This is a genomic window from Streptomyces sp. NPDC079141 (assembly GCF_040686775.1).
GTDB lineage: Bacteria > Actinomycetota > Actinomycetes > Streptomycetales > Streptomycetaceae > Streptomyces.
The window spans coordinates 143563-164163 of sequence record NZ_JBFBLP010000003.1 but is presented as its reverse complement, the minus strand read 5'-3'; the positions used below and the strand labels follow the sequence as shown (position 1 = coordinate 164163).

Here is a 20601-nt window from a genome sequence, read left to right as displayed (position 1 = left end):
AGGCCGTTCAGGCCGAAGCGGGGGTCTGGGGGCGGCAGCCCCCAGGGTCGGGAACGGGAAGGGGCGGCGGGGGCGAAGAACTCACGAAGCGAACAGCCGCACAGGCCACGCGGCATGCACCTCCGCCGAGATCTCCAGCAATGGAGCAGACGCAGCGGGCAGAGCACCGACCCCGTCGTCGGCAACCCTCCGCGCCGCCTCCACCGCGGCGTCCGCGACAAGGTCCACCTCCGGCGCCAACCGAGCCAGCACCGCCGTGGCGTCGAACGGATCGAGACTCAGCAACCGCACGGTCGCCGACGCGGGCCCGCTCACACTCTCGTACGCCGCGCAGTACGCCGCGTCCAGAGCTCCCAGCCCCGCGGCCCGAGCCGCAAGCCCCAACACCACGGGCTGATGGGCCCCCTTGGGGAACTCCCGCATCAGCGCGTCGAGTTCCGCCGACGGCCACGTCGCCCGCGCGGCCCGCATCAACTGCCGCCCCAGCTTCCGCGCGGCGACCCGCAGGGCCGGCGACGGCGTCCGCGCGTCCGCCGCCGCGTCCAACTCCACGGGATCCGCCCCGAGTACGGCCGCCGCGGCCAGCGCGGCAGCGACCCGCCCCGCCGTGTGCAGCCGCCCCCGGCAGAACTCCTCCAGGCTCGCGGCCCCGGTGATCCGCCCGGCCTTGACGGCCGCCTCCGCCCCGCCGGAGTGCGCATGCCCTCCGGCGGGAAAGCGGCCGTCGGCCAGGACGAGTAGCGCTGCCCTGGACATCAGAAGAGGAAGTACCGCTGGGCCATGGGCAGTTCGGCGGCCGGGGTGGCCTCCACCAGCTCCCCGTCGATGTGCACGGCGAAGCTGTCGGGATCGACCCGCACCTCCGGACGGGCGTCGTTCTCCCGCATGTCGGCCTTGGTGACACCGCGCGTGGACTCGATGGCGACGAACTTCTTCCTGAGCCCGAGCCGCTCCGGCAGCCCGTCCTCGATGGCGAGGGGTGCCACGAAGTTCACGGAGTTCGAGCCCGGCGCCCGCCCGATCGCGCCGAACATCGGCCGCGGCAGGATCGGCTGCGGGGTGGGAATGGAGGCGTTGGCGTCGCCCATCTGCGCGTACGCGATCTGCCCGCCCTTGACGACGAGGTGCGGCTTGACGCCGAAGAACGCCGGCTCCCACAGCACCAGGTCGGCGAGCTTGCCGGTCTCCACGGAGCCGATCTCGCCCGCGAGTCCCTGCGCGAGCGCGGGGTTGATCGTGTACTTGGCGACATACCGCCGTACCCGCAGGTTGTCCGCGCGCCCGTCCCCCGGCAGTGCCCCCCGGCGCCGCTTCATCACATGGGCGGTCTGCCAGGTCCGCATGATGACCTCGCCGACCCGTCCCATCGCCTGCGCGTCGGAGGAGATGATCGAGATGGCGCCGAGGTCGTGCAGTATGTCCTCGGCCCCGATGGTGGAGGGCCGGATCCGGGACTCGGCGAAGGCGAGGTCCTCGGGGACCGCGGGGTTGAGGTGGTGGCACACCATCAGCATGTCGAGGTGTTCCTCGGCGGTGTTGACGGTGAACGGCCGCGTCGGGTTGGTGGAACTCGGCAGCACATGCGGCTCGGAGACCACGGTCATGATGTCCGGCGCGTGTCCGCCGCCCGCGCCCTCGGTGTGGTAGGCGTGGATGCCGCGTCCGGCGATCGCGGCGAGCGTGTCACCGACGAACCCGGCCTCGTTCAACGTGTCCGTGTGGATGGCGATCTGAATGCCCGTCCGGTCCGCCACGGTCAGCGAGGCGTCGATGACGGCCGGCGTCGACCCCCAGTCCTCGTGCAACTTCAGCCCCAGCGCACCGCCGCGGATCTGGGAGAGCATCGCCTCGTGCGAGACGGTGTTGCCCTTGCCCAACAGGCCGAAGTTGACGGGGTGTTCCTCCATCGCCTCCAGCATCCGGGCCAGGTGCCAGGGGCCGGGCGTGACGGTGGTGGCCTTGGAGCCCTCGGCCGGTCCGGTGCCGCCGCCGATGATCGTGGTGACGCCCGCGGCGAGCGCCTCGTCGGCGATCTGCGGGCAGATGAAGTGGACGTGGGCGTCGACGGCGCCGGCGGTCAGGATGCGCCCGTTGCCGGCGATGACCTCGGTCTCCGGTCCGATGACCAGGTCGGGGTGCACCCCGTCCATCGTGTCGGGGTTGCCGGCCTTGCCTATGCCGGTGATCCGGCCGTCGCGGATGCCGACGTCGGCCTTGACGATGCCCCAGTGGTCGATGATCACGGCGCCCGTGATGACCGTGTCGGGGGTGCCGTCTGCGCGCGTAGCACGCGACTGGCCCATGGACTCGCGGATGACCTTGCCACCGCCGAACACGGCCTCGTCACCGGCGAGTCCGGGGCCGCCGGAGCGGTCCTCCTCGATCTCCACAAGCAGGTCGGTGTCGGCGAGCCGGATGCGGTCACCGGTGGTCGGGCCGAACAGGTCGGCGTAGGCGGCACGCGATATCTCAGGCATCGAGGGCACCTCCGGTCTCCCCGCGCAGACCGGGCACGACACGGGCGCCGGCGAGCGGGACGAGTTCGACGTCGACGGGGATCCCGGGCTCGAAGCGCACGGCGGTGCCGGCGGCGACGTTCAGCCGCTTGCCGCGGGCGGCGGCGCGGTCGAAGTCCAGGCCGGGGTTGGCCTCGGCGAAGTGGTAGTGGGAGCCGACCTGGACGGGCCGGTCGGCGGCGTTGAGGACGGTCAGCCGGGTGACCTCACGGCCCTCGTTGAAGGCGACGGGGCCGTCGGCGAACAGGATCTCTCCGGGAATCATCGCGGCCCCTCAGACGATCGGGTCGTGGACGGTGACGAGCTTGGTGCCGTCCGGGAAGGTCGCCTCGACCTGGACGTCGTGGATCATCTCGGGGATGCCTTCCATGACGTCGTCACGGGTGAGCAGCTTGCGTCCGGAGGACATCAGCTCGGCGACGGTGCGGCCGTCCCGGGCGCCTTCGAGGATGTGCGACGTGATGAGGGCGACCGCTTCGGGGTGGTTGAGCTTCAGTCCGCGGGCCCGGCGCTTCTCGGCCACGTCGGCCGCCACGTGGATCAGCAGCCTCTCTTGCTCGTGCGGGGTCAGTTGCACGTCCCACCTCACAGTCCTCGCTCCGGACCGTGCGGGGTCCGGTTGCCTCAGCCACGGGCAAAGTCCCTGGTGGCGTGGAGGGAGGCTAGTTGGACCGAGTTTCAAGCAAGTTAACCGAGCTGTGATCCGGTCAGGCGCCGGGCCGCGGCTCCCCCATGCTCATCAACGCGCGCAGACCGTCCTGGAGAGCCTCGACGGGGGCCGGCCCGAACAGGGACTGCTGGGCGATGAACCCCTGCACGACGGCGATCACGGTCCGGGCGACATGGTCGGCGGGGACGTCCGACCGCATCATCCCGGCCTCCTGGTAGGCCTCCACGACCGCCACCCAGGCCTGGCGGACCACGGCGTATCCCTCCTGCAGGACGGCCGCCAGTTCGCGGTTGCGTACGGTCTCCGCCCAGACCTGCATGATCAACTGTGGGAAGACGGGCTCGCCGTCGACGGACAGCGTCGCCCAGATGCCGAGGGTGCGGCCGAGCACCTTGCCGACGAGCAGGTCCGGGGGCGGCGGCGGGCTGTGCCGGGTGACCTCCTCGAAGGCGTCGCGGACCTCGCTCAGCACTTCGTTGGCGATCGCGGCGATCAGTTCGTCCTTGCTGCTGAAGTAGCGGTAGACCGCTCCGGCGGAGAGGTCGACCTCCTTCAGCACGTCCTGCATGGAGGTGGCATGGAAGCCGTTGCGGGCGAAACAGCGGGCGGCGCCGTCGAGGATCTGCCGGCGGCGGGCGTCGAGGTGCTCCTGGGATACGCGGGCCATGCCTTCAAAAGTAAAACGAACGTTCCTTCTTGACAAGAGGCACTGATCGCAGGACGGTGGTGGCTCAACAAAAACGAATGATCCTTCTCTTTAACGCCTCAGCGCCCGAGGCCATGAACCACGCAAGGGGAACGTCATGTCCACCGCCTCCGCAGCAGCTGCCCGAGGCCCGGCCGCACGCCCGACCACCACCCCGCGTCACCTGATCGCGGTCATCGTCGTCGTCCCGATCATCGCCGCCCTGGCCCTGTGGGCCTTCGCCTGGCCCGCCGCCCGCACCGCACCCCGTGACCTGCCGCTCGGCGTGGCAGGCCCGGCCACCGCCACGGCCCAGCTGGAGCAGCGGCTGGACCGGCACGAGGGGGCGTTCGAACTCCACCACTACGCCGACGAGGCCGCCGCCCGGGACGCCGTCGAGGACCGGACCGTATACGGCGCGGTCGTCGTCACCCCCGAGGGCACGCGGCTGCTGACCGCGACGGCGGCGAGCCCGCTCGTCGCCCAGCTGCTCCAGCAGCAGGTGGCCGGCCAGGCCGCGGCCGAGGGCACCCCGGTCACGACCGTCGACGTCGTGGCCGCACCCGCGAACGACCCGCGCGGCGCGGCCCTCAGCGCGAGCGTGCTGCCGCTCGCCCTGGCCGGCATCGCCGCCGGCGCGGTGGTGACGCTGCTCGGACTGCGCGGCACCCGGGCAGTGGTCGCGCTGCTGGGTTCCGCCGCGCTGGTCGGCCTCGCGGCGACCGCGGTCGCGCACAGCTGGCTTGAGGTCATCGCGGGCAACTGGTGGGCGGAGGCCGGGGTGTTCGCGCTGGCGACGCTCGCGGTCGGCGCGGCGGTCGCCGGTCTGGCCGCCCTCGTCGGGACCGCCGGCGTGGGGATCACGGCAGGCATCGTGATGCTGTTCGGCAACCCGTTCTCCGGCGCGGCCTCGGCGCCGGAGATGCTGCCCGAGCCGGTCGGCGCCCTCGGCCAGTGGCTGCCGCCGGGCGCGGGCGCGAGCCTGCTGCGTTCGACGGCCTTCTTCGACGGCGCCGCGGCGACCGGCCCCGCCCTGACGCTGGCTTGGTGGGCGGCGCTCGGCCTGGGAGCCGTCGTGCTGGGCGCCCTGCTGAAGCAGCGTGCGCAGAGCGAGCCGGCGCCGGAGAGGGAACTGACCCCGGTCGGCTGACCGGCACCACGACTCGAAGGACCGTGCGCCGACGGCGGCGCACGGTCCTTCGTCATGCAACTGCGGGCTGCGGGCCTAAGAAGCGCCCGGCCCCCGATGCTCCGCCGCAATCCCGAAGCGCTGCTGCTCGCGGGGCGCGGCGGCGACTTCGCGGACGGTGGACACCGCGCTGATCACCTGCTCGTCCGCGGGATCCGGGAGCTGTTCGAGCCGTTCGAGGTCGGCTGCGGAGACAAGGGCGACGAGGGGCTTGCCGTGCCGCGTCACGACGACGCGCTCACCGCCGTACACCACCCGGTTGATCAGGTCGGCGAGCTCAGCCCTGGCTTGCGTCACCGGAATCTCGTAGGCCATACCCCCATCATAACGTCATGTACGTCCTGTACATTTTTTACAGAGACAGCTCTGTCAGCTCTGTCGCGAGGAGGGGGTTCCCCATGACCCGACCGTCCGCACCGTCCGCACCGTCCGCCCGCTACGTCCTGCCCGAGTTCACGGAACGCACCAGCTACGGGAGCCGGACGATGGATCCGTACTCGAAGCTGCTGGAGGAGCGGATCGTCTTCCTCGGGACGCAGGTCGACGACGCCTCGGCGAACGACGTGATGGCGCAGTTCATGTATCTGGAGCACAAGGACCCGGACCGGGAGATCTCCCTGTACGTCAACTCTCCCGGCGGCTCGTTCAGCGCCATGTCCGCGATCTACGACACCATGCAGTACGTCGCCTGCGACGTGGAGACGATCCTGCTGGGGCAGGCCGGGCCGACCGCCGCGGTGCTGCTGGCCGCGGGCACTCCGGGCAAGCGGTACGCGCTGCCCGACGCGCGCGTGGTGATCAGCCAGCCCGCGCTGCCGGAGCCGGTGCAGGGTCAGGCGAGCGACCTGGCCATCCAGGCGGACGAACTGACGCGCATCCGGACCCGCCTGGAGGAGATGCTCGTACGCCACACCGGGCGCAGCCCGGAGCAGGTGAGCGCGGACATCGAGCGGGACAAGGTGCTGAACGCGCAAGAGGCGCTGGAGTACGGGCTCGTGGACGGCATCATCCCCAGCCGCAAGGCCTCCCGCCCCGCCCCCGGCGCGAGGTGAGCCGCGGATGCTGCCACCGGAGCTGCCGCCCCTGCCCGCACTCACGCGCGCGGAGGGCGAGTTGATCGACCGTTACCTCGATGTGGTCGACCTGCTCGGCAGGATCAACCCCGCGCACCACGGGGACACCTACCGCGGACTGCGCGCCGCCCAGGCCCTGGTGAGCAGGGCGGCCGAGCTGCGGGACGCGCTGACGCTGATGCACCAGCGCGGCGAGACCGAGCTGCACGCCCCCACGCTGGCGCGTGCGCTGCGGGTGCTGGACGGCGAGCGCCGCACCGCTCGCGTCACCGTGCCCCCACGCCCCGACAGTTGACGGGGCGCGACTCCGGTCCGGAGCGTCCGGCGAGCTGACGAGACGTCCGGACCGGAGTCGAAACGGACCAAAAGAGGTACCCCCTTTCGGCGTAGTCGCCCGTCCTCTTGCAGGCCCGTCAAGGTTGCGCAACGCGCGTAGCCCCGCGGCGGAATTGGTCGTTCCGGTGCTGGTCCGGGCATCCCCAGCACCCTCGACAGTCATTCGAACAGCCCAGTGTCCACCCGAACGGGTGAGTGGTGACTAACACCACAAATCCTCGGTTCTGTTGGGCTTTTCGGACATCCGTGAGTCAAGATCCCTGTCTGACGACAAGCCCCCGCCGCAGCGGCGGGGCGGTCCGGGCGGACGCCGAGTCCTGCCGCCGCCCGGATGACCGAGTCGACAGGAGTGGATCGGCAGGAGTGGAGGACCCAAGCATGACGGGTCGCCGGCACGGACGACTGTCCGGACCGAGCAGCCCTTGGGGTGAAGCCGCGGCAACGCGGCCGGGCCACTTCGCCAGCCCGAATCCGACAGGTCATCCTTCACAGGCGGCTGACGAAGGGTTGCGCATGACTGCGCTCAATCGTGTCCCGTCGCTGATGGCCCGGGCCGGTACGGCCTCGGCACTGACCATCGCCGCCGTGGGCGGCTCGATCGTGGCCCCCGGCTTCGCCGCCGAAGCAGAGGCGGCCACACCGGCGACGAAGGCACTCCAGGTCGCGGAGTCCAAGAAGGGCTCCCCCTACAAGTACGGCGCCACCGGTCCACGCCGCTTCGACTGCTCCGGGCTCACGCTGTACTCGTACAAGAAGGCGGGCAAGAGCCTGCCGCGCACAGCGGCCCAGCAGTACAACAAGACCCGCCACATCACCGCCAAGAACCGCAAGGCCGGCGACCTGGTGTTCTTCCACTCGGGATCGAACGTCTACCACGTCGGTATCTACGCCGGGAAGGGGAAGATCTGGCACGCCCCCAAGACCGGGGATGTGGTGCGTCTGCAGAAGATCTGGACCAGCAGCGTCTGGTACGGCCGGGTGAGCTGACCGGCGCCCGAGGGACGGCGGCGACCTGACCCGCCGCCGTCCCGACGGGCCCTCATACCACCGTCTCCAGGAGCAGCGCCGCCCCCAGAGCCGTCAGCGCGGTGCCCGTGACGGCCTCGACGACCCGGGCGGCACGCGGCCGGCGCAGCCACCGGCCCAGCCGGTCCACCAGCAGGGCCACCGCCGGGAACCACAGCAGGGCGAACACCACCACGATCAGTGCCAGCAGCAGCGTCCGGGGCAGCGCGGGAGCGCCCGCGGGCACGAACTGCGGCAGCAGGCTCAGGAAGGTGATCGGCGCCTTGGGGTTCAGGGCGTTGGTGACGAACCCCTGCCGCAACGGACGCGCGGCCGGCGGCGCCTCGTCGGGTGCGATGGTCCGCGGCCGGCGCAGATCCAGCAGGGTCCGGGCGCCCAGGTACAACACATAGGCGCCGCCGAGCAGTTGGAGCGTCCGGAACAGCGCGGGCACGGCGGTCAGCACGGCGGCGACCCCGGCCACCGCCAGTGCCGTGTGCAGCAGCAGCCCGCCCGCGATGCCGAGCGCGCAGGCGATGCCGGCCCGGCGTGAGACCAGGGCGTTGCGTACGACGACGGTGAAGTCGGCGCCGGGCATGGCGACCATGCCGGCCGCGACCCCGGTGAAGGCGATGAGCTGTCCGTCCATGACGCCAGCCTGCCGCGCCGGAGCCTTCAGCAGGTATTACGAGTATTCTGGGTCTTCCTTAAGCAATGCTTTAGGCAGGACGCCATGTACGACCCCACACGGCTCGCCGCGCTGGTCGCCGTCGCGGAGGCCGGCTCCATCACCCGGGCCGCGGAACGCCTCGGCTACACCCCGCCCGCGCTCTCCCAGCAACTGGCCAAGCTGGAGCGGGAGGCGGGCACCACCCTGCTGGTCCGCCACCACCGCGGCACGCGGCTGACCGGGGCGGGCGAGCTGCTGGTGGCCCGGGCCCGCCGGGTGCTGGACGAGCTGGAGCAGGCGCGGCACGAACTGGCCCGGCTGACCGGGCTGTCCGGCGGCACGCTCCGGCTCGGCACCTTCCAGACCGCGGGCGTGCATCTGCTGCCGCCGGTGCTGAGCGCGTTCCGCCGGGCCCATCCGGACGTGGAACTGACCGTCGCCAACCATGAACCGCCGGCCGGGGTCGCCGCGGTGGCCGCCGGTGAGATCGATCTGGCGCTGACCCACACCTATGAGCCGGCCGAGCCGGTGCCGCTGCCGGCCTCCGTCACTCTGGAGCCGCTGCTGGTGGAGGAGTTGGTCCTGGTGACCGCCCCCGGCCATGTCCTCGCCTCGGGCGGCGCACGGCTCCCGCTGGCCGAGCTCGCCGGGCAGCCCCTGATCAGCATGGCGCCGGACCATCCGGCCCGGCAGGGCGTGGAGGCGGTGCTGGCGCGGGCCGGGGCGACGCCGTCGGTGCTGGTCGCGACGCCCGTGTACGCGCTGGTGTGCGCGCTGGTCAGCGCCGGCCTCGGGGTCGGGGTGGTACCGGAGATGGTGGCGCGGACCGCGGCCACGCCGGTGGGGGTGCGGCCGCTGGAAGGGGGCGGGTTGCGTCGTACGATCTCTCTCGCCCGTCGGACCGACACGACGTCACCGGCCGTGGACGCGTTCCGGGCGCTGCTGCGGGGGGCCTTCGGCCGGGCGCATTAGACCTTCACGGCTCCTGCTGTCCCGCCGCTGTCACCGGCTGCGCCGGTACCGTCCACGGCAGTTCGATGGAGACCGTCTTGCCGCCCTCGCGGGTGGGCCGGACTCTGAGTCTGCCGCCGCACTCGGCGGTCAGCCAGCGGATGATGACCAGGCCGCGGCCGTTGTCCTGCTGGACGGCGGCGGGCAGGCGCTTGGGGAAGCGCGGGTGGCTGTCGGTGACGCCGATGCGCAGCTGTTCGTCACGGTGCAGCTCGATGTCCACCGTGAAGGTGGGTGACTGGCCGAAGGTGTGCTGTACGGCGTTCGTGGCGAGTTCGGAGACGATCAGCCGGATGGTGTCGACGACTTCGGTGTCCCCCGCCAGGCCCCACTCCGCGAGGGTGCCGACGACATAGCCGCGGGCCGCGGAGACCGAGGCGGGATCGCTCGGCAGAGTGACGGATGCTTCCAGATGGTCTGCCATGGCGACGTCGTCCCTTTCCCACGGGACCGGAGTCCGACACGGAGCGGATGGTTCGAGTACGGTCCCGGACTGGTGCTTCTTCGCCAGACTGCCATTACCCCGCCGGTCACGGTGGCGATCCACCAAGATATGCATATATCTGTCGCTCGAAGCGGTGAACTCTGCTACGCGAGACCGTATTTGGGCGGCCCGGTTGGAGTAAGGAGTAGCGCATGCAGCACGGTCCCGCGGTGCGCCGCCGCAAGTTGGGCGCAGAACTGCGCGCGTTGCGCACCGGTGCGGGGCTCACCAGTGGCGAGGCGGCGCGGCTGGTGGGCTGGCACCAGTCGAAGGTGAGCCGGATCGAGACCGGCGCCAGCGGCGTGAAATCGGCCGATGTGCGGTTACTGCTGGACGCCTACGGCGTCGGCGACTCCCAACTGCGCGAGCTGCTTCTGGTGTTGGCGGGCGACGACGCGGGCGGCGGCCGGCACCACTGGTGGCATGCGTACCGCGGGGTGCTGCCGCCGACGTACCGGGACTTCATCAGCCTGGAGTCCCAGGCCAGCGCGATGCGCACCTTGGAGACCTCGGTGGTGCCGGGGCTGTTGCAGACTCCCGAGTACGCACGTGCCGTGACCAGGGCCGCGGTGGGCGGACTTGAGGACGCGGACGAGCGTCTGGACGCCCTGGTCGAGGTGCGGCTGGCCCGGCAGACGGTGCTGCGGGGCGCGCCGCCGCTGGAGCTGAGCGCGGTGCTGGACGAGGCGGTGCTGCACCGGGAGATCGGCGGTCCGGACGTCATGGCGCGACAGCTGGGACGGCTGGTGGAGGCGGGGCGGTTGCCGCAAGTGCGCCTGCAGGTCCTGCCGTTTGCGGCCGGTGCGCACGTCGGCATCACCGGGCCTTTCGTTATCTTCTCATTTTCGCGCACTTCTGATCTGGACGTGGTTGTTCTCGACCATTTGACGAGTAGCCTCTACCTCGAACGGAAAGAAGACCTCCGGGCCTATACGGAGGCGTTCAACACCCTTCAGATCCACGCCCTTTCGCCCGAGGACTCGTTGGATTACATCGCCGGGATAGCTGACGGCGCGTAAGGAGGCACCATGTCTGCACTGCCTCGGAACGTACCTTCCAGTACCGATCTGCACGGCGTGCGGTGGCTGCGCAGCAGCTACAGCACGGGAGCGAACAACTGCGTCGAGACCGCTCGGCCCCTGACCGGCCCGTGGGCCGGACTGCTCGCCGTACGCGACTCCAAGGACCAGGCCGGACCCGCGCTGCTCTTCTCCCCCGAGAGCTGGGCGGAGTTCACGGCCGCGGCCCACCAGGTCTGATCAGTCCCGCAGCCCGCGAGCCACGGCCGTGTCACGCCGACTCATGGTCGTGTTTCGCCGATCACCCGTACAGCGCGTTCGATCTGCCCCTCGGAGAGGTCCGCGCGGGCGGTCAGCCGCAGCCGGGAAATGCCGTCGGGAACGGAAGGAGGACGGAAGCAGCCCACGGCAAGACCCGCGCCCCGGCAGTCCGCCGCCCACCGCACGGCGCTCTCCGGGGACGGCGCGCGCACCGAGACCACCGCGGCGTCCGGCCGCACCGCCTGATGGCCCGCGGCCGTCAGCCGGGCGTGCAGTTCGCCCGCCACCGCGCGCGCCCGCGCCGCCCGCTCCGGCTCGCGGCGCAGCAGCCGCAGTGCCGCCAGGGCCGCCCCCGCAGCCGCGGGGGCGAGTCCGGTGTCGAAGATGAACGTCCGGGCCGCGTTGACCAGGTGCTCGATCACCCGGGCCGGGCCGAGCACGGCTCCGCCCTGGCTGCCCAGCGACTTGGACAGGGTGACCGTGACGACCACGTCCTCGGCGCCCGCGAGACCCGCCGCGTGCGGGGCGCCGCGTCCGCCGTCGCCGAGCACGCCCAGGCCGTGCGCGTCGTCGACGACCAGTCCCGCGCCGTGCTCCCGGCACGCCGCGGCGAGCGCGGCCAGCGGGGCGGCGTCGCCGTCGACCGAGAAGACCGTGTCGGAGACCGCGACGGCCGGCCCGTCGTGCGTCTGGAGGGCCTTACGCACGGCGTCCGGTTCGGCGTGCGCCACCACCTGCGTGGTGCCGCGCGCCAGTCGGCAGCCGTCGATCAGCGAGGCGTGGTTGCCCGCGTCGGAGACGATCAGTGACCCGTGCGGTCCGAGCGCGGTGACCGCGGCGAGGTTGGCCGCGTAACCGGAGGAGAAGACCAGGGCCGCCTCGAACCCGCAGAAGTCCGCCAGCTCGCGTTCGAGCTCGGTGTGCAGCTCGATCGTGCCGGTGACGAGCCGGGAGCCGGTCGCGCCGCCGCCCCAGGTCCGCGCGGCGCGGGCCGCCGCCTCGGTGACCTCCCGGTGGTGGGCCAGGCCCAGGTAGTCGTTGCTCGCGAGGTCCAGCAGCGGCGAGTCGGCGGGGCGGGGGCGCAGGGTCCGTACGAGTCCGGCGCTGCGGCGCAGCTCCGCCTCCTCGTCGATCCAGCCGAACGCCATGGGTCCTCCGGGGATTTTGTAGGCAGTGGACAGACACTAGCGGGACGACCAGCCGCCCAGGGTGTGGCAATACCCACACCTCAAAGCGCCGGTGTTGTGCGAACTCTCCTTGGCCAGGGACCCCTCCGTAGGACAGGATCAGCTCTCATGGACCTGCTGAACACGCTGGTGGACAAGGGGCTGCGGCGCGAGCTGCCGACCCGCGAGGAAGCCCTGGCCGTCCTCGCCACTTCCGACGACGACCTGCTCGATGTGGTGGCCGCGGCCGGCAAGGTGCGCCGGCAGTGGTTCGGCCGCCGGGTGAAACTGAACTACCTCGTCAACCTCAAGTCGGGCTTGTGCCCGGAGGACTGCTCCTACTGCTCCCAGCGGCTCGGCTCCACGGCCGGGATCCTGAAGTACACCTGGCTCAAGCCGGACGAGGCCTCCCAGGCCGCCGCGGCCGGCCTCGCGGGCGGCGCCAAGCGCGTCTGCCTGGTGGCGAGCGGGCGCGGTCCGACCGACCGGGACGTGGACCGGGTGTCGGACACCATCAAGGCGATCAAGGAGCAGAACGAGGAGGTCGAGGTCTGCGCCTGCCTCGGTCTGCTCTCCGACGGCCAGGCCGAGCGACTGCGCGAGGCGGGCGCGGACGCCTACAACCACAACCTGAACACCTCCGAGTCCACCTACGGCGAGATCACCACCACCCACACCTACGCCGACCGGGTGGACACGGTGCAGAAGGCGCACGCGGCCGGTCTGTCCGCCTGCTCCGGGCTGATCGCGGGCATGGGCGAGAGCGACGAGGACCTGGTCGACGTCGTCTTCTCACTGCGTGAGCTGGACCCGGACTCGGTGCCGGTCAACTTCCTGATCCCGTTCGAGGGCACCCCGCTGGCCAAGGAGTGGAACCTCACCCCGCAGCGCTGTCTGCGGATCCTGGCGATGGTGCGGTTCGTCTGCCCGGACGTCGAGGTCCGCATCGCCGGCGGCCGCGAGGTCCATCTGCGCACCATGCAGCCCCTCGCCCTGCACCTGGCCAACTCGATCTTCCTCGGCGACTACCTCACCAGTGAGGGCCAGGCCGGCAAGGCCGACCTGGAGATGATCGCGGACGCGGGCTTCGAGGTGGAGGGCGCCGACCAGGTGACCCTGCCGGAGCACCGGGTCGCGGGCGGCGGATGCGGTTCCCACGAGAGCGCCTGCGGCTCGGGCGAGGGCGGCGGCGTCTGCGGTTCCGCACCGGCCGCGCAGACGGAGCCCGGCGAGGTCCGCAGCGACCTGGTCGCCGTACGCCGTCGAGGCGCCGGAACGGATCTCGCGCCCAATGCCTGACCTGGGCGTGCCCGAGCTGCTGGAGCTCGACCGCAGGCATGTGTGGCATCCCTACGGGCCCATGCCGGGCCGGCAGGAGCCGCTGGTCGTGGAGTCGGCGAGCGGGGTGCGGCTCAGCCTGGCCGACGGCTCGGGCGAGCTGGTGGACGGGATGTCGTCCTGGTGGTCGGCCATCCACGGCTACAACCACCCGGTACTCAACGAGGCCGCCCGCGACCAGCTCGGCCGGATGAGCCATGTGATGTTCGGCGGGCTCACCCACGAGCCCGCCGTACGCCTCGCGAAGCTCCTTGTCGACATGTCGCCCGAAGGTCTGGAGCATGTCTTCCTGGCCGACTCGGGGTCGGTGTCCGTCGAGGTCGCCGTCAAGATGTGCCTGCAGTACTGGCGCTCGCTCGGCCGTCCCGGCAAACAGCGGCTGCTGACCTGGCGCGGCGGCTACCACGGCGACACCTGGCAGCCGATGTCGGTGTGCGACCCCGAGGGCGGGATGCACGAGCTGTGGGCCGGCGCGCTCCAGCGCCAGGTGTTCGCCGACCCGCCGCCCGCGGAGTACGAGGAGTCCTACGCCGACCATCTGCGGTCGATGATCGAGCGGCACGCGGACGAACTGGCGGCGGTGATCGTCGAGCCGGTGGTGCAGGGCGCGGGCGGGATGCGGTTCCACTCCCCCGCGTATCTGCGGGTGCTGCGCGAGGCGTGCGACGCGCACGACGTGCTGCTGGTGTTCGACGAGATCGCGACCGGGTTCGGGCGGACGGGCGCGCTGTTCGCGGCGGACCACGCGGCGGTGACGCCGGACGTGATGTGCGTGGGCAAGGCGCTGACCGGCGGCTATCTGACGATGGCCGCCACGCTGTGCACGGCACGGGTGGCGGAGGGGATCTCGCGGGGCGAGGTGCCGGTACTCGCGCACGGGCCGACGTTCATGGGCAATCCGCTGGCGGCCTCGGTGGCCTGCGCCTCGATCGAGCTGCTGCTGGGCCAGGACTGGCTCGCGCAGGTCAAGCGGATCGAGACGGGGCTTCGAGAGGGTCTGGCGCCCGCCCTTGAGCTGCCGGGCGTGCGGGACGTACGCGTCCTGGGCGCCATCGGGGTGGTCCAGCTGGACCACCCGGTGGACATGGCCGCGGCGACGGCGGCGGCCGTGCGCGAAGGCGTGTGGCTGCGGCCGTTCCGGGACCTGGTGTACACGATGCCGCCGTACGTCACGCAGGACGCGGACGTGGCGCGGATCGCGCGTGCGGTGTGCGCGGCGGCGCGGGAGGGTTGAGATGACGGTTCTGGTGATCACGGGCACCGGCACGGAGATCGGCAAGACGGTCACGACCGCCGCCGTCGCCGCCACGGCGCTCGCCTCCGGCCGCACGGTGGCCGTACTGAAGGCCGCCCAGACGGGGCTACGGCCGCAGGAGCGCGGGGACGCCGAGGAGTGCGCGCGGCTCGCGGGCGCCGTGACCACCGCCGAACTCGCCCGCTACCCCGACCCGTTGGCGCCGGCCACGGCGGCCCGCCGGGCAGGCCGTGCGCCGGTGCGGCCGCACGAGATCGCCGAGGCCGCCGCCAAGCTCGCCACCGAGCACGACCTGGTCCTGGTGGAGGGGGCGGGCGGCCTGCTCGTCCGCTTCGACGCGCAGGGCGGCACACTCGCGGACGCGGCCGAACTCCTGGGGGCACCGGTCGTGGTGGTGGCCCCGGCGGGTCTTGGCACGCTGAACTCCACGGAGCTGACGGCCCGTGAACTCCGCTCCCGTGGCCTGACCTTGGCGGGCGTGGTGATCGGCAGCTGGCCCGACTCGCCCGATCTGGCGTCGCGTTGCAATCTGGCGGACCTGCCGGAGGTGGCCGACGCGCCGCTCCTGGGCGCGCTGCCGGCCGGGGCGGGGTCACTGTCACCGGCCGACTTCCGTGCGGCGGCGCCGGGTTGGCTGGGGCCGCGGCTGGGCGGGACGTGGGACGCCGAGGAGTTCCGGGGCCGGGAAGCGGCCTGAGCCGCTACTCCTCCATACGGTCGGCGTCGGCCGGGACCCAGGGGAAGGGCACGTCCGGCCGGCGGGCGGCGGCCCAGGCGTCGACGTCCACGGCCATGACGGCGTCGACGAAGACCTGGGGCGGCCGGTAGCCGTGCGCTCCGACGTAGTGGCCGATCAGCGCCGGGGCGGCATAGGCGGTCCCCGGCTCGCCCGGGATGCGGATCTCGCCGTTGCCCTCGGGGGCCTCGCCCTCGGGGCACAGGTCGCAAGGGTGCACCCCCAGGCAGACGTTCATCCACTGGGCCGCCCGGACAGCTTTCAGTTTCTCGACGAACGCCGTGGGGGCCGGGCCGGTCGGATACGGCCGACCCGCCTCCAGCCGGCCGACGGCCAGCCGGGCGTACACAGGTCGGTAGCTGAGGCCGTGGAGGCCCGACTCCCGGTCGATGAACGACTCCTCGTCCAGGTAGTCGTACGCGGCGAGATCCTCGTAGAACACCCGCGCATCTTCCCTCACACCGGGTCCCGTTCGGCGAGCAGGCGTACCAGTTCGATCCGGGAGCGGATGCCCAGGCGGTTGAAGACGCCACGCAGGTGGTGGTCGATCGTGCGGGGGCTGAGGGCGAGGCGGGCGGCGATCTCGCGGTTGGTGGCGCCGTCGGCCGCCATGCGGGCCACCAGGAGCTGCTGGGCGGTGAGGCGTGCCGTGGGGTCGTCGGGGCCGGACGGTGCGGGGGCGGCCGGGGCTCCGAGGGCCCGGAGTTCGGCGCGGGCCTGCGCCGCGCCGTGCGGGGAGCCGAAGCACTCGAAGGACTCCAGGGCGCTGTGCAGCCGGTCGCGGGCCTCCGTACGCCGTCGCAGCCTGCGCAGCGCACTGCCGAACAGCAGCTCGGTGCGGGCGCGTTCGAAGTCGCGGGTGCCGCGTCCGTGCAGGTCGAGGGCTGTGCGGTAGTGCTCCACGGCGTCGGCGCCGGACGCGAACAGGGCGCGGCAGCGGGCGCTGAGGGCCAGGTCGTCCGGGCTGCCCACGGTGCTCGCCCAGCGGTGGTAGTCGGCGTGGGCGACCCGGGCGATCCGGGTGTCACCGGTGCGGACGGCGGCCTCGACGTAGTGCGGGGTGGCCAGATGGCGGATGGCCCGGTGGCCGTGGCCCGGACCGAATCCGGCCAGCGCGCGCAGCCGGGCCGCGGCGGCGGCGAACCGGCCACTGCCGAGGTCGAGCACCGCGAGCGCCCACTGCGCGAGCGCGGCGGGCAGGCCCAGGCCGCGGGCGAGGGCGTACGACCGTGCCGTCGTGGCGCGTTCGCGGCAGACGTCCGCGTCACCGGTGAGCGCAGCGAACATGGCGAGGGCGGCCTGGAGATGACACGCCCCGTTGTCCTGTCCGGTGGCGTGGGCCTGCCACAGCGCGTCGATCGCGGCGGCCTCGCCGGCCCGGGGACGGCCGGTCCAGAAGTCCGCGTAGGCTCGGAACTCCATCGCCTGCGCGATCACGGCCGTAGTACCCCGGGCCCGGGCGGAGGCGGCCGCGCGGAGCGTGGCGGTGGTGGCCCGGGAGTGATCGCCGAGCAGGAGGGCGGCGATGCCCGCGTGCACGAGAAGGGTGGGGTCTCCCCCGGGTCCGCAGCCTCCGGCCGCCGCCTCCAGCAGGTCCCGGGCCTCCCCGTACCGCCCCTCGAAGGCCGCCGCCAGCCCGCCGAGCGTGCCCGGCACTCCGGCCCCCATCCGCCCGGCAACCCGTGCCGCCTCCCGGAAATGCCGCAGGTCACCGGTGTAGATGGCGGCTTCGGTGGCGCGGGCGAGGAGGTGGGTGGCGGGGTCGGGGGCGGCCACCACCGCAGGCGCCGTCGGCGTGGAGCGCGCCGCCGCCCGCCCGGTCCCCTGCGCCGCTGTCAGCAGCGGGTCGAACGCCTCCGTCGCATTCCCGGTGCGCAGGGCGAGGAGGTGGGTGGCGGGGACGGCAGCCACCGCCGTCGGCGTGGCGCGTGCCGCCCGCCCGGTCTCCTGCGCCGCCGTCAGCAGGGCGTCGAACGCCTCCGTCGCGTTCCCGGTGCGCAGGGCGAGGATGCCGGTCAGGGTGTTGTCGGTGGTTGTGCCGGCCAGGTGGCGGGCGTGGTCGCCGTCGCCGGAGTGCCAGGCGTAGGTGGCGGCTTCGGTGCGCAGGCGGGTCTGCTCGGGCGGGTCGGGGCTGAGTGCGGCGGCGCGTTCGGCGAGGGCGCGGGCGAGGCCGAGCAGCCCGGCCTCGCCGACGATCCGTGCGGCGTCGCCCAGTTCCGCCGCGAGCCGCCCGCTCGGGCCGAGCGCGCCCGCACCCCGGTGCCAGGACCGCCGTGGCGTCTCCCCCTCGCCGCGCAGCACGCGCGCGAGCAGCCGGTGGACGTCGCGCCGGTCCGCGGGGCTTCCGGTCTCGTACGCGGCGATCCTGGTCCACGCGTCGCGGAAGACGACCCCGCCCGCCCCGGCATGCGCGACGCCCGCCGCTTCGGCGGCGTCCATCGGCCGAGTGTCGAGGCGGGCGGCCGTGACGGCGCGCAGGAAGGCATGGGTGGCGACCGGGTACTGGTCGGCCGCCGCCAGCAGCAACAGCAGGCGTGTGTCGTCCGGCAGGGCGTGGATCTCCGCGCGGTGCGCGCGCAGCAACGCGGGTGCGAGGGCGGCGGGTTCGGCCGGGAGCGGGTCGAGGCCGGACGCCTGACGTGCGGTCAGCCGCGGTACGAGTTCGGCGGCGGCGCGCTGATTCCCGTACACGGCGCGCAGCACCCGCACCCGGACGCCCTCGGGGAGTTCGGAGAGCGTGCGCTGCGGTGGCGAAGTGCGTTCGAGGGGCGGGGGGTTCACCGGAGTCACCACGCCAACGACGTTACTGGCGAGTTAATTGAACCGTAAAGACCGGCGATTTCGCCGATGCGGCGCGCGTAGACCCCGGTTGACACTCCTGGCGACCCCACATGCTTCAGGAGGCACCATGCAGCGCCACAAGCGTCGTATCGCGACGGCCGTCTCGGCCGTTGCCGCATCGCTCCTTCTGTCCCTCTCCTTCGCCCCCACACCCGCCCACGCGGCGACCCACAACCCCGTGGTCTTCGTACACGGTCTGAGCAGTTCGGCCAGTAGCTGGGACGACTGGATCGCCGACTTCAAGGCCGACGGGTACACGTCCTCGGAGCTGTACGCGATCTCCTACGACTGGTCCCAGTCGAACGTCACCACCGCGCGTCAGCTGGCCACGTACATCAACACCGTGCGCACCCAGACCGGCGCCGAGAAGGTCGACGTGGTCGTGCACTCGATGGGCGCGCTCAGCTCCCGCTACTACCTGAAGAACCTCGGCGGGACGGCGTACGTGGACGACTTCGTCTCGACGGCCGGCACGAACCACGGGACGAGCACCGCGTCCTGGTGCGCCTGGCTGTACACCTCGTGCGCCGAGATGAACACCGGCAGCTCCTTCCTCACCTCGCTGAACTCCGGCGACGAGACACCGGGCAGCGTCGCGTACGCCAGCTACTGGTCGAACTGCGACGACGCGCTCACCCCGGACACCACCGCGATCCTGAGCGGGGCGACGAACGTCGAGGTCGGCTGCATCTCGCACACCGACATGAACAACGACTACGGCGTGTACCAGCAGGTACGGGACTTCATCGCCTGATCCGCCCCCGATCCGCCCTCGATCCGAGCCCGATCGGGGGCGGACAGCGGGGGTGCGCGGGGCGCGTTCGGGGGACAATCGGGGTACGGCCCGTCCTGCCCCGGAGGTCCCCATGCCGCTTCGGTCCGCCGGCACCCGCGCGGTGCCGCGGGATGCCGTGCACCACCCGCTGTTCGCCCGCTGCTACGCCCGTGTGAGCGTGAACGCCGAGACCCGTCTGGGCATGGGTGCCGTGCGCGAACGGCTGCTGACCGGTCTGTCCGGGCGCGTGATCGAGATCGGCGCGGGCAACGGACTGAACTTCGCGCACTACCCGCGCGCCGTCTCGGAGGTCGTGGCGATCGAACCGGAGCGCCTGCTGCGGCAGTTGGCCGTGGACGCGGCCCTGCACGCCGAGGTGCCCGTCGATGTCGTGCCGGGCGCGGCGGAGGCCCTGCCCGTCAAGAGCGAGGCGTTCGACGCGGTGGTGCTCTCCCTGGTGCTGTGCAGCGTCCGTGACGTGCCGCGCGCCCTGTCGGAGGTACGGCGGGTGCTGCGGCCCGGCGGTGTCGTGCGGTTCTTCGAGCACGGGCGGGGCGGCGGGCGCGCGATGACCCTCACCCAGCAGGCCCTGGACCGCACGGTGTGGCCGCTGCTGAGCGGCGGCTGCCACACGGCCCGGGAGCCGGTCGCGTCCCTCAGGGACGCCGGGTTCGAACTCGGCCCCTACCGGCGGGTGTTCATGCCGGAGCACGGGCCGAAGCTGCCCACCTCCTACTGCGTGCTCGGCACCGCGTGGCGGCCGGCGGCGGAGGAGTGATCACAGGCTCCACTGCCGCAGTTCCTGCGCGATGTCCTGCACCGAGGCCTCGCCGCTCTTGACGAGCCGGGCCAGTTCGCGGACCTGTTCGGGCGAGGTGACGACCTTCAGGCCGCTGGCGACGAGGTAGGCGTAGGCGACGGCGGAGGCGAACAGGGCGTTGGAGCGCTCCAACGCCGGGACGTGGATGAGGAGTTGCAGCAGCGCGGCGGCGCGGGCGTGCGGGCTGTCGTAGACGGGGACGTCGAATATCTCGGCCTCGTGGCGTGCGACGGCGGCGACCAGGGCGCCCCAGTCGGTGACCTGCGGGTCACCCGGGGTGTGCTGTTCGGCGAGCATCAGCAGCCAGGCGAGGTCGATCCTGAGGTTGCTCAACGGATCAACGACGACCTTCGCGCGTGCGCTCCGACGGAACACCGTCGGCGCCGAACTCCTCGGCGAAGACGGCCTCGTACTGCTTCATGAAGTCGGCGGCGGCCTCCACGAAGGTGTGGCCGACCTCGCCGGTGTCCTGTCTGACCAGTTCCTCGATGTAGCGGTTGACGCTCATGCCGCGGGCCAGGGCGCGTTCGCGGGCCGCGCGGGCGGTGCCTTCGTCGACGCGGACGTTCAGCTGGGTCTTCGCCATATGTCGAAGCTAGCGCCGAGGCGCTAGCAGGAGCAAGGGGGCTTTCGGCACGACGGAACGTGCCCCTTACACCGGTATCAGGGGCACACCCTGGGGTGGAGGTCGCCTCGACCCCAGGGGGGATACAGGTGTGCGCCGCGTCACATTAGGCTCGGCCCTGACAAG

General features: G+C 72.2%; 25 protein-coding genes and 1 riboswitch. Of the genes, 12 read left to right on the top strand and 13 right to left on the bottom strand.

Annotated elements, in window-relative coordinates; all coding sequences use genetic code 11:
• Positions 1 to 81: 81 nt before the first annotated feature.
• The 5 genes from AB0Q90_RS10455 to AB0Q90_RS10435 form a co-directional block, all read right to left on the bottom strand.
• On the bottom strand, positions 82 to 756 hold the full coding sequence (locus tag AB0Q90_RS10455) for an urease accessory UreF family protein (protein ID WP_363162246.1): 675 nt from the start codon (positions 754 to 756) through the stop codon (positions 82 to 84).
• Positions 756 to 2477 (bottom strand): urease subunit alpha, encoded by a 1722-nt coding sequence (locus AB0Q90_RS10450; RefSeq protein WP_363162245.1) that lies wholly within the window; start codon positions 2475 to 2477, stop codon positions 756 to 758. Before AB0Q90_RS10450 ends, AB0Q90_RS10455 begins: the two co-directional genes overlap by 1 nt.
• A complete protein-coding gene (locus AB0Q90_RS10445; protein WP_266580711.1) occupies positions 2470 to 2781 on the bottom strand; it encodes an urease subunit beta in 312 nt (103 codons plus the stop codon). Before AB0Q90_RS10445 ends, AB0Q90_RS10450 begins: the two co-directional genes overlap by 8 nt.
• Positions 2782 to 2790: 9 nt before the next feature.
• Complete coding sequence (locus AB0Q90_RS10440) at positions 2791 to 3093, bottom strand: urease subunit gamma (RefSeq protein ID WP_010988499.1); 303 nt, start codon at positions 3091 to 3093, stop codon at positions 2791 to 2793.
• A 130-nt stretch (positions 3094 to 3223) separates the two neighbouring features.
• Positions 3224 to 3853 carry a TetR/AcrR family transcriptional regulator gene (locus AB0Q90_RS10435; protein ID WP_363162244.1) on the bottom strand — a complete coding sequence of 210 codons (630 nt, stop codon included), beginning with the start codon at positions 3851 to 3853 and terminating at the stop codon, positions 3224 to 3226.
• Positions 3854 to 3989: 136 nt separating this feature from the next.
• Here AB0Q90_RS10435 and AB0Q90_RS10430 point away from each other — a divergent pair, with 136 nt between their 5' ends.
• The gene (locus AB0Q90_RS10430; protein WP_363162243.1) at positions 3990 to 5021 is read left to right on the top strand and encodes an ABC transporter permease; all 1032 of its coding nucleotides are present in this window, start codon (positions 3990 to 3992) and stop codon (positions 5019 to 5021) included.
• A gap of 75 nt (positions 5022 to 5096) precedes the next feature.
• Here AB0Q90_RS10430 and AB0Q90_RS10425 read toward each other — a convergent pair whose 3' ends face one another.
• Positions 5097 to 5375: a type II toxin-antitoxin system Phd/YefM family antitoxin gene (locus AB0Q90_RS10425; RefSeq protein ID WP_363162242.1), complete on the bottom strand. Its 279-nt coding sequence runs from the start codon at positions 5373 to 5375 to the stop codon at positions 5097 to 5099.
• 83 nt (positions 5376 to 5458) lie between these two features.
• On the opposite strand from AB0Q90_RS10425, the gene AB0Q90_RS10420 reads away from it, so the two are divergent.
• The 3 genes from AB0Q90_RS10420 (at position 5459) to AB0Q90_RS10410 (ending at position 7456) form a co-directional block, all read left to right on the top strand.
• The gene (locus tag AB0Q90_RS10420; protein ID WP_363162241.1) at positions 5459 to 6112 is read left to right on the top strand and encodes an ATP-dependent Clp protease proteolytic subunit; all 654 of its coding nucleotides are present in this window, start codon (positions 5459 to 5461) and stop codon (positions 6110 to 6112) included.
• Between the two features lie 7 nt (positions 6113 to 6119).
• Positions 6120 to 6428, top strand: coding sequence for a hypothetical protein (locus AB0Q90_RS10415; RefSeq protein ID WP_363162240.1), 309 nt, complete (start codon positions 6120 to 6122; stop codon positions 6426 to 6428).
• 364 nt (positions 6429 to 6792) lie between these two features.
• Positions 6793 to 6979: riboswitch (cyclic di-AMP (ydaO/yuaA leader) on the top strand.
• A 3-nt stretch (positions 6980 to 6982) separates the two neighbouring features.
• Complete coding sequence (locus AB0Q90_RS10410; RefSeq protein ID WP_363162239.1) at positions 6983 to 7456, top strand: C40 family peptidase; 474 nt, start codon at positions 6983 to 6985, stop codon at positions 7454 to 7456.
• Between the two features lie 52 nt (positions 7457 to 7508).
• Here the strand turns inward: AB0Q90_RS10410 and AB0Q90_RS10405 are convergent, their stop codons facing one another.
• Positions 7509 to 8123 carry a LysE family translocator gene (locus AB0Q90_RS10405; protein WP_363162238.1) on the bottom strand — a complete coding sequence of 205 codons (615 nt, stop codon included), beginning with the start codon at positions 8121 to 8123 and terminating at the stop codon, positions 7509 to 7511.
• Between the two features lie 84 nt (positions 8124 to 8207).
• On the opposite strand from AB0Q90_RS10405, the gene AB0Q90_RS10400 reads away from it, so the two are divergent.
• Positions 8208 to 9116: a LysR family transcriptional regulator gene (locus AB0Q90_RS10400; protein WP_363162237.1), complete on the top strand. Its 909-nt coding sequence runs from the start codon at positions 8208 to 8210 to the stop codon at positions 9114 to 9116.
• A gap of 4 nt (positions 9117 to 9120) precedes the next feature.
• Here the strand turns inward: AB0Q90_RS10400 and AB0Q90_RS10395 are convergent, their stop codons facing one another.
• On the bottom strand, positions 9121 to 9579 hold the full coding sequence (locus AB0Q90_RS10395; protein ID WP_363162236.1) for an ATP-binding protein: 459 nt from the start codon (positions 9577 to 9579) through the stop codon (positions 9121 to 9123).
• A 212-nt stretch (positions 9580 to 9791) separates the two neighbouring features.
• On the opposite strand from AB0Q90_RS10395, the gene AB0Q90_RS10390 reads away from it, so the two are divergent.
• Positions 9792 to 10658: a helix-turn-helix transcriptional regulator gene (locus AB0Q90_RS10390; protein WP_363162235.1), complete on the top strand. Its 867-nt coding sequence runs from the start codon at positions 9792 to 9794 to the stop codon at positions 10656 to 10658.
• 9 nt (positions 10659 to 10667) lie between these two features.
• Entirely contained in the window at positions 10668 to 10898 is a 231-nt protein-coding gene (locus AB0Q90_RS10385; RefSeq protein WP_363162234.1) for a DUF397 domain-containing protein, read from the top strand.
• Between the two features lie 41 nt (positions 10899 to 10939).
• Here AB0Q90_RS10385 and AB0Q90_RS10380 read toward each other — a convergent pair whose 3' ends face one another.
• Positions 10940 to 12067, bottom strand: coding sequence for an 8-amino-7-oxononanoate synthase (locus AB0Q90_RS10380; RefSeq protein WP_363162233.1), 1128 nt, complete (start codon positions 12065 to 12067; stop codon positions 10940 to 10942).
• 147 nt (positions 12068 to 12214) lie between these two features.
• Here AB0Q90_RS10380 and bioB point away from each other — a divergent pair, with 147 nt between their 5' ends.
• The 3 genes from bioB to bioD are packed head-to-tail and all read left to right on the top strand — an operon-like array spanning position 12215 to position 15375.
• Entirely contained in the window at positions 12215 to 13384 is a 1170-nt protein-coding gene (gene bioB, locus AB0Q90_RS10375) for a biotin synthase BioB (protein WP_363162232.1), read from the top strand.
• A complete protein-coding gene (locus AB0Q90_RS10370; protein WP_363162231.1) occupies positions 13377 to 14657 on the top strand; it encodes an adenosylmethionine--8-amino-7-oxononanoate transaminase in 1281 nt (426 codons plus the stop codon). Before bioB ends, AB0Q90_RS10370 begins: the two co-directional genes overlap by 8 nt.
• Before the next feature lies 1 nt (position 14658).
• Positions 14659 to 15375, top strand: coding sequence for a dethiobiotin synthase (bioD, locus tag AB0Q90_RS10365; RefSeq protein WP_363162230.1), 717 nt, complete (start codon positions 14659 to 14661; stop codon positions 15373 to 15375).
• Between the two features lie 4 nt (positions 15376 to 15379).
• Here bioD and AB0Q90_RS10360 read toward each other — a convergent pair whose 3' ends face one another.
• Positions 15380 to 15874, bottom strand: coding sequence for a hypothetical protein (locus tag AB0Q90_RS10360; RefSeq protein WP_363162229.1), 495 nt, complete (start codon positions 15872 to 15874; stop codon positions 15380 to 15382).
• The gene (locus AB0Q90_RS10355; protein ID WP_363162302.1) at positions 15871 to 18204 is read right to left on the bottom strand and encodes a helix-turn-helix transcriptional regulator; all 2334 of its coding nucleotides are present in this window, start codon (positions 18202 to 18204) and stop codon (positions 15871 to 15873) included. Before AB0Q90_RS10355 ends, AB0Q90_RS10360 begins: the two co-directional genes overlap by 4 nt.
• A gap of 118 nt (positions 18205 to 18322) precedes the next feature.
• Between AB0Q90_RS10355 and AB0Q90_RS10350 the strand changes: the two genes are divergently transcribed.
• Together AB0Q90_RS10350 and AB0Q90_RS10345 are read left to right on the top strand one after the other, a co-directional pair.
• Positions 18323 to 19009 (top strand): alpha/beta fold hydrolase, encoded by a 687-nt coding sequence (locus tag AB0Q90_RS10350; protein ID WP_363162228.1) that lies wholly within the window; start codon positions 18323 to 18325, stop codon positions 19007 to 19009.
• 112 nt (positions 19010 to 19121) lie between these two features.
• Positions 19122 to 19808, top strand: coding sequence for a class I SAM-dependent methyltransferase (locus AB0Q90_RS10345; protein WP_363162227.1), 687 nt, complete (start codon positions 19122 to 19124; stop codon positions 19806 to 19808).
• On the opposite strand, the gene AB0Q90_RS10340 is transcribed toward AB0Q90_RS10345, so the two are convergent.
• Both AB0Q90_RS10340 and AB0Q90_RS10335 read right to left on the bottom strand, forming a co-directional pair.
• Positions 19809 to 20183 (bottom strand): fic family toxin-antitoxin system, toxin component, encoded by a 375-nt coding sequence (locus AB0Q90_RS10340; RefSeq protein WP_363162226.1) that lies wholly within the window; start codon positions 20181 to 20183, stop codon positions 19809 to 19811.
• A 4-nt stretch (positions 20184 to 20187) separates the two neighbouring features.
• Positions 20188 to 20436 carry a toxin-antitoxin system HicB family antitoxin gene (locus AB0Q90_RS10335; RefSeq protein WP_363162225.1) on the bottom strand — a complete coding sequence of 83 codons (249 nt, stop codon included), beginning with the start codon at positions 20434 to 20436 and terminating at the stop codon, positions 20188 to 20190.
• Positions 20437 to 20601: the final 165 nt, after the last annotated feature.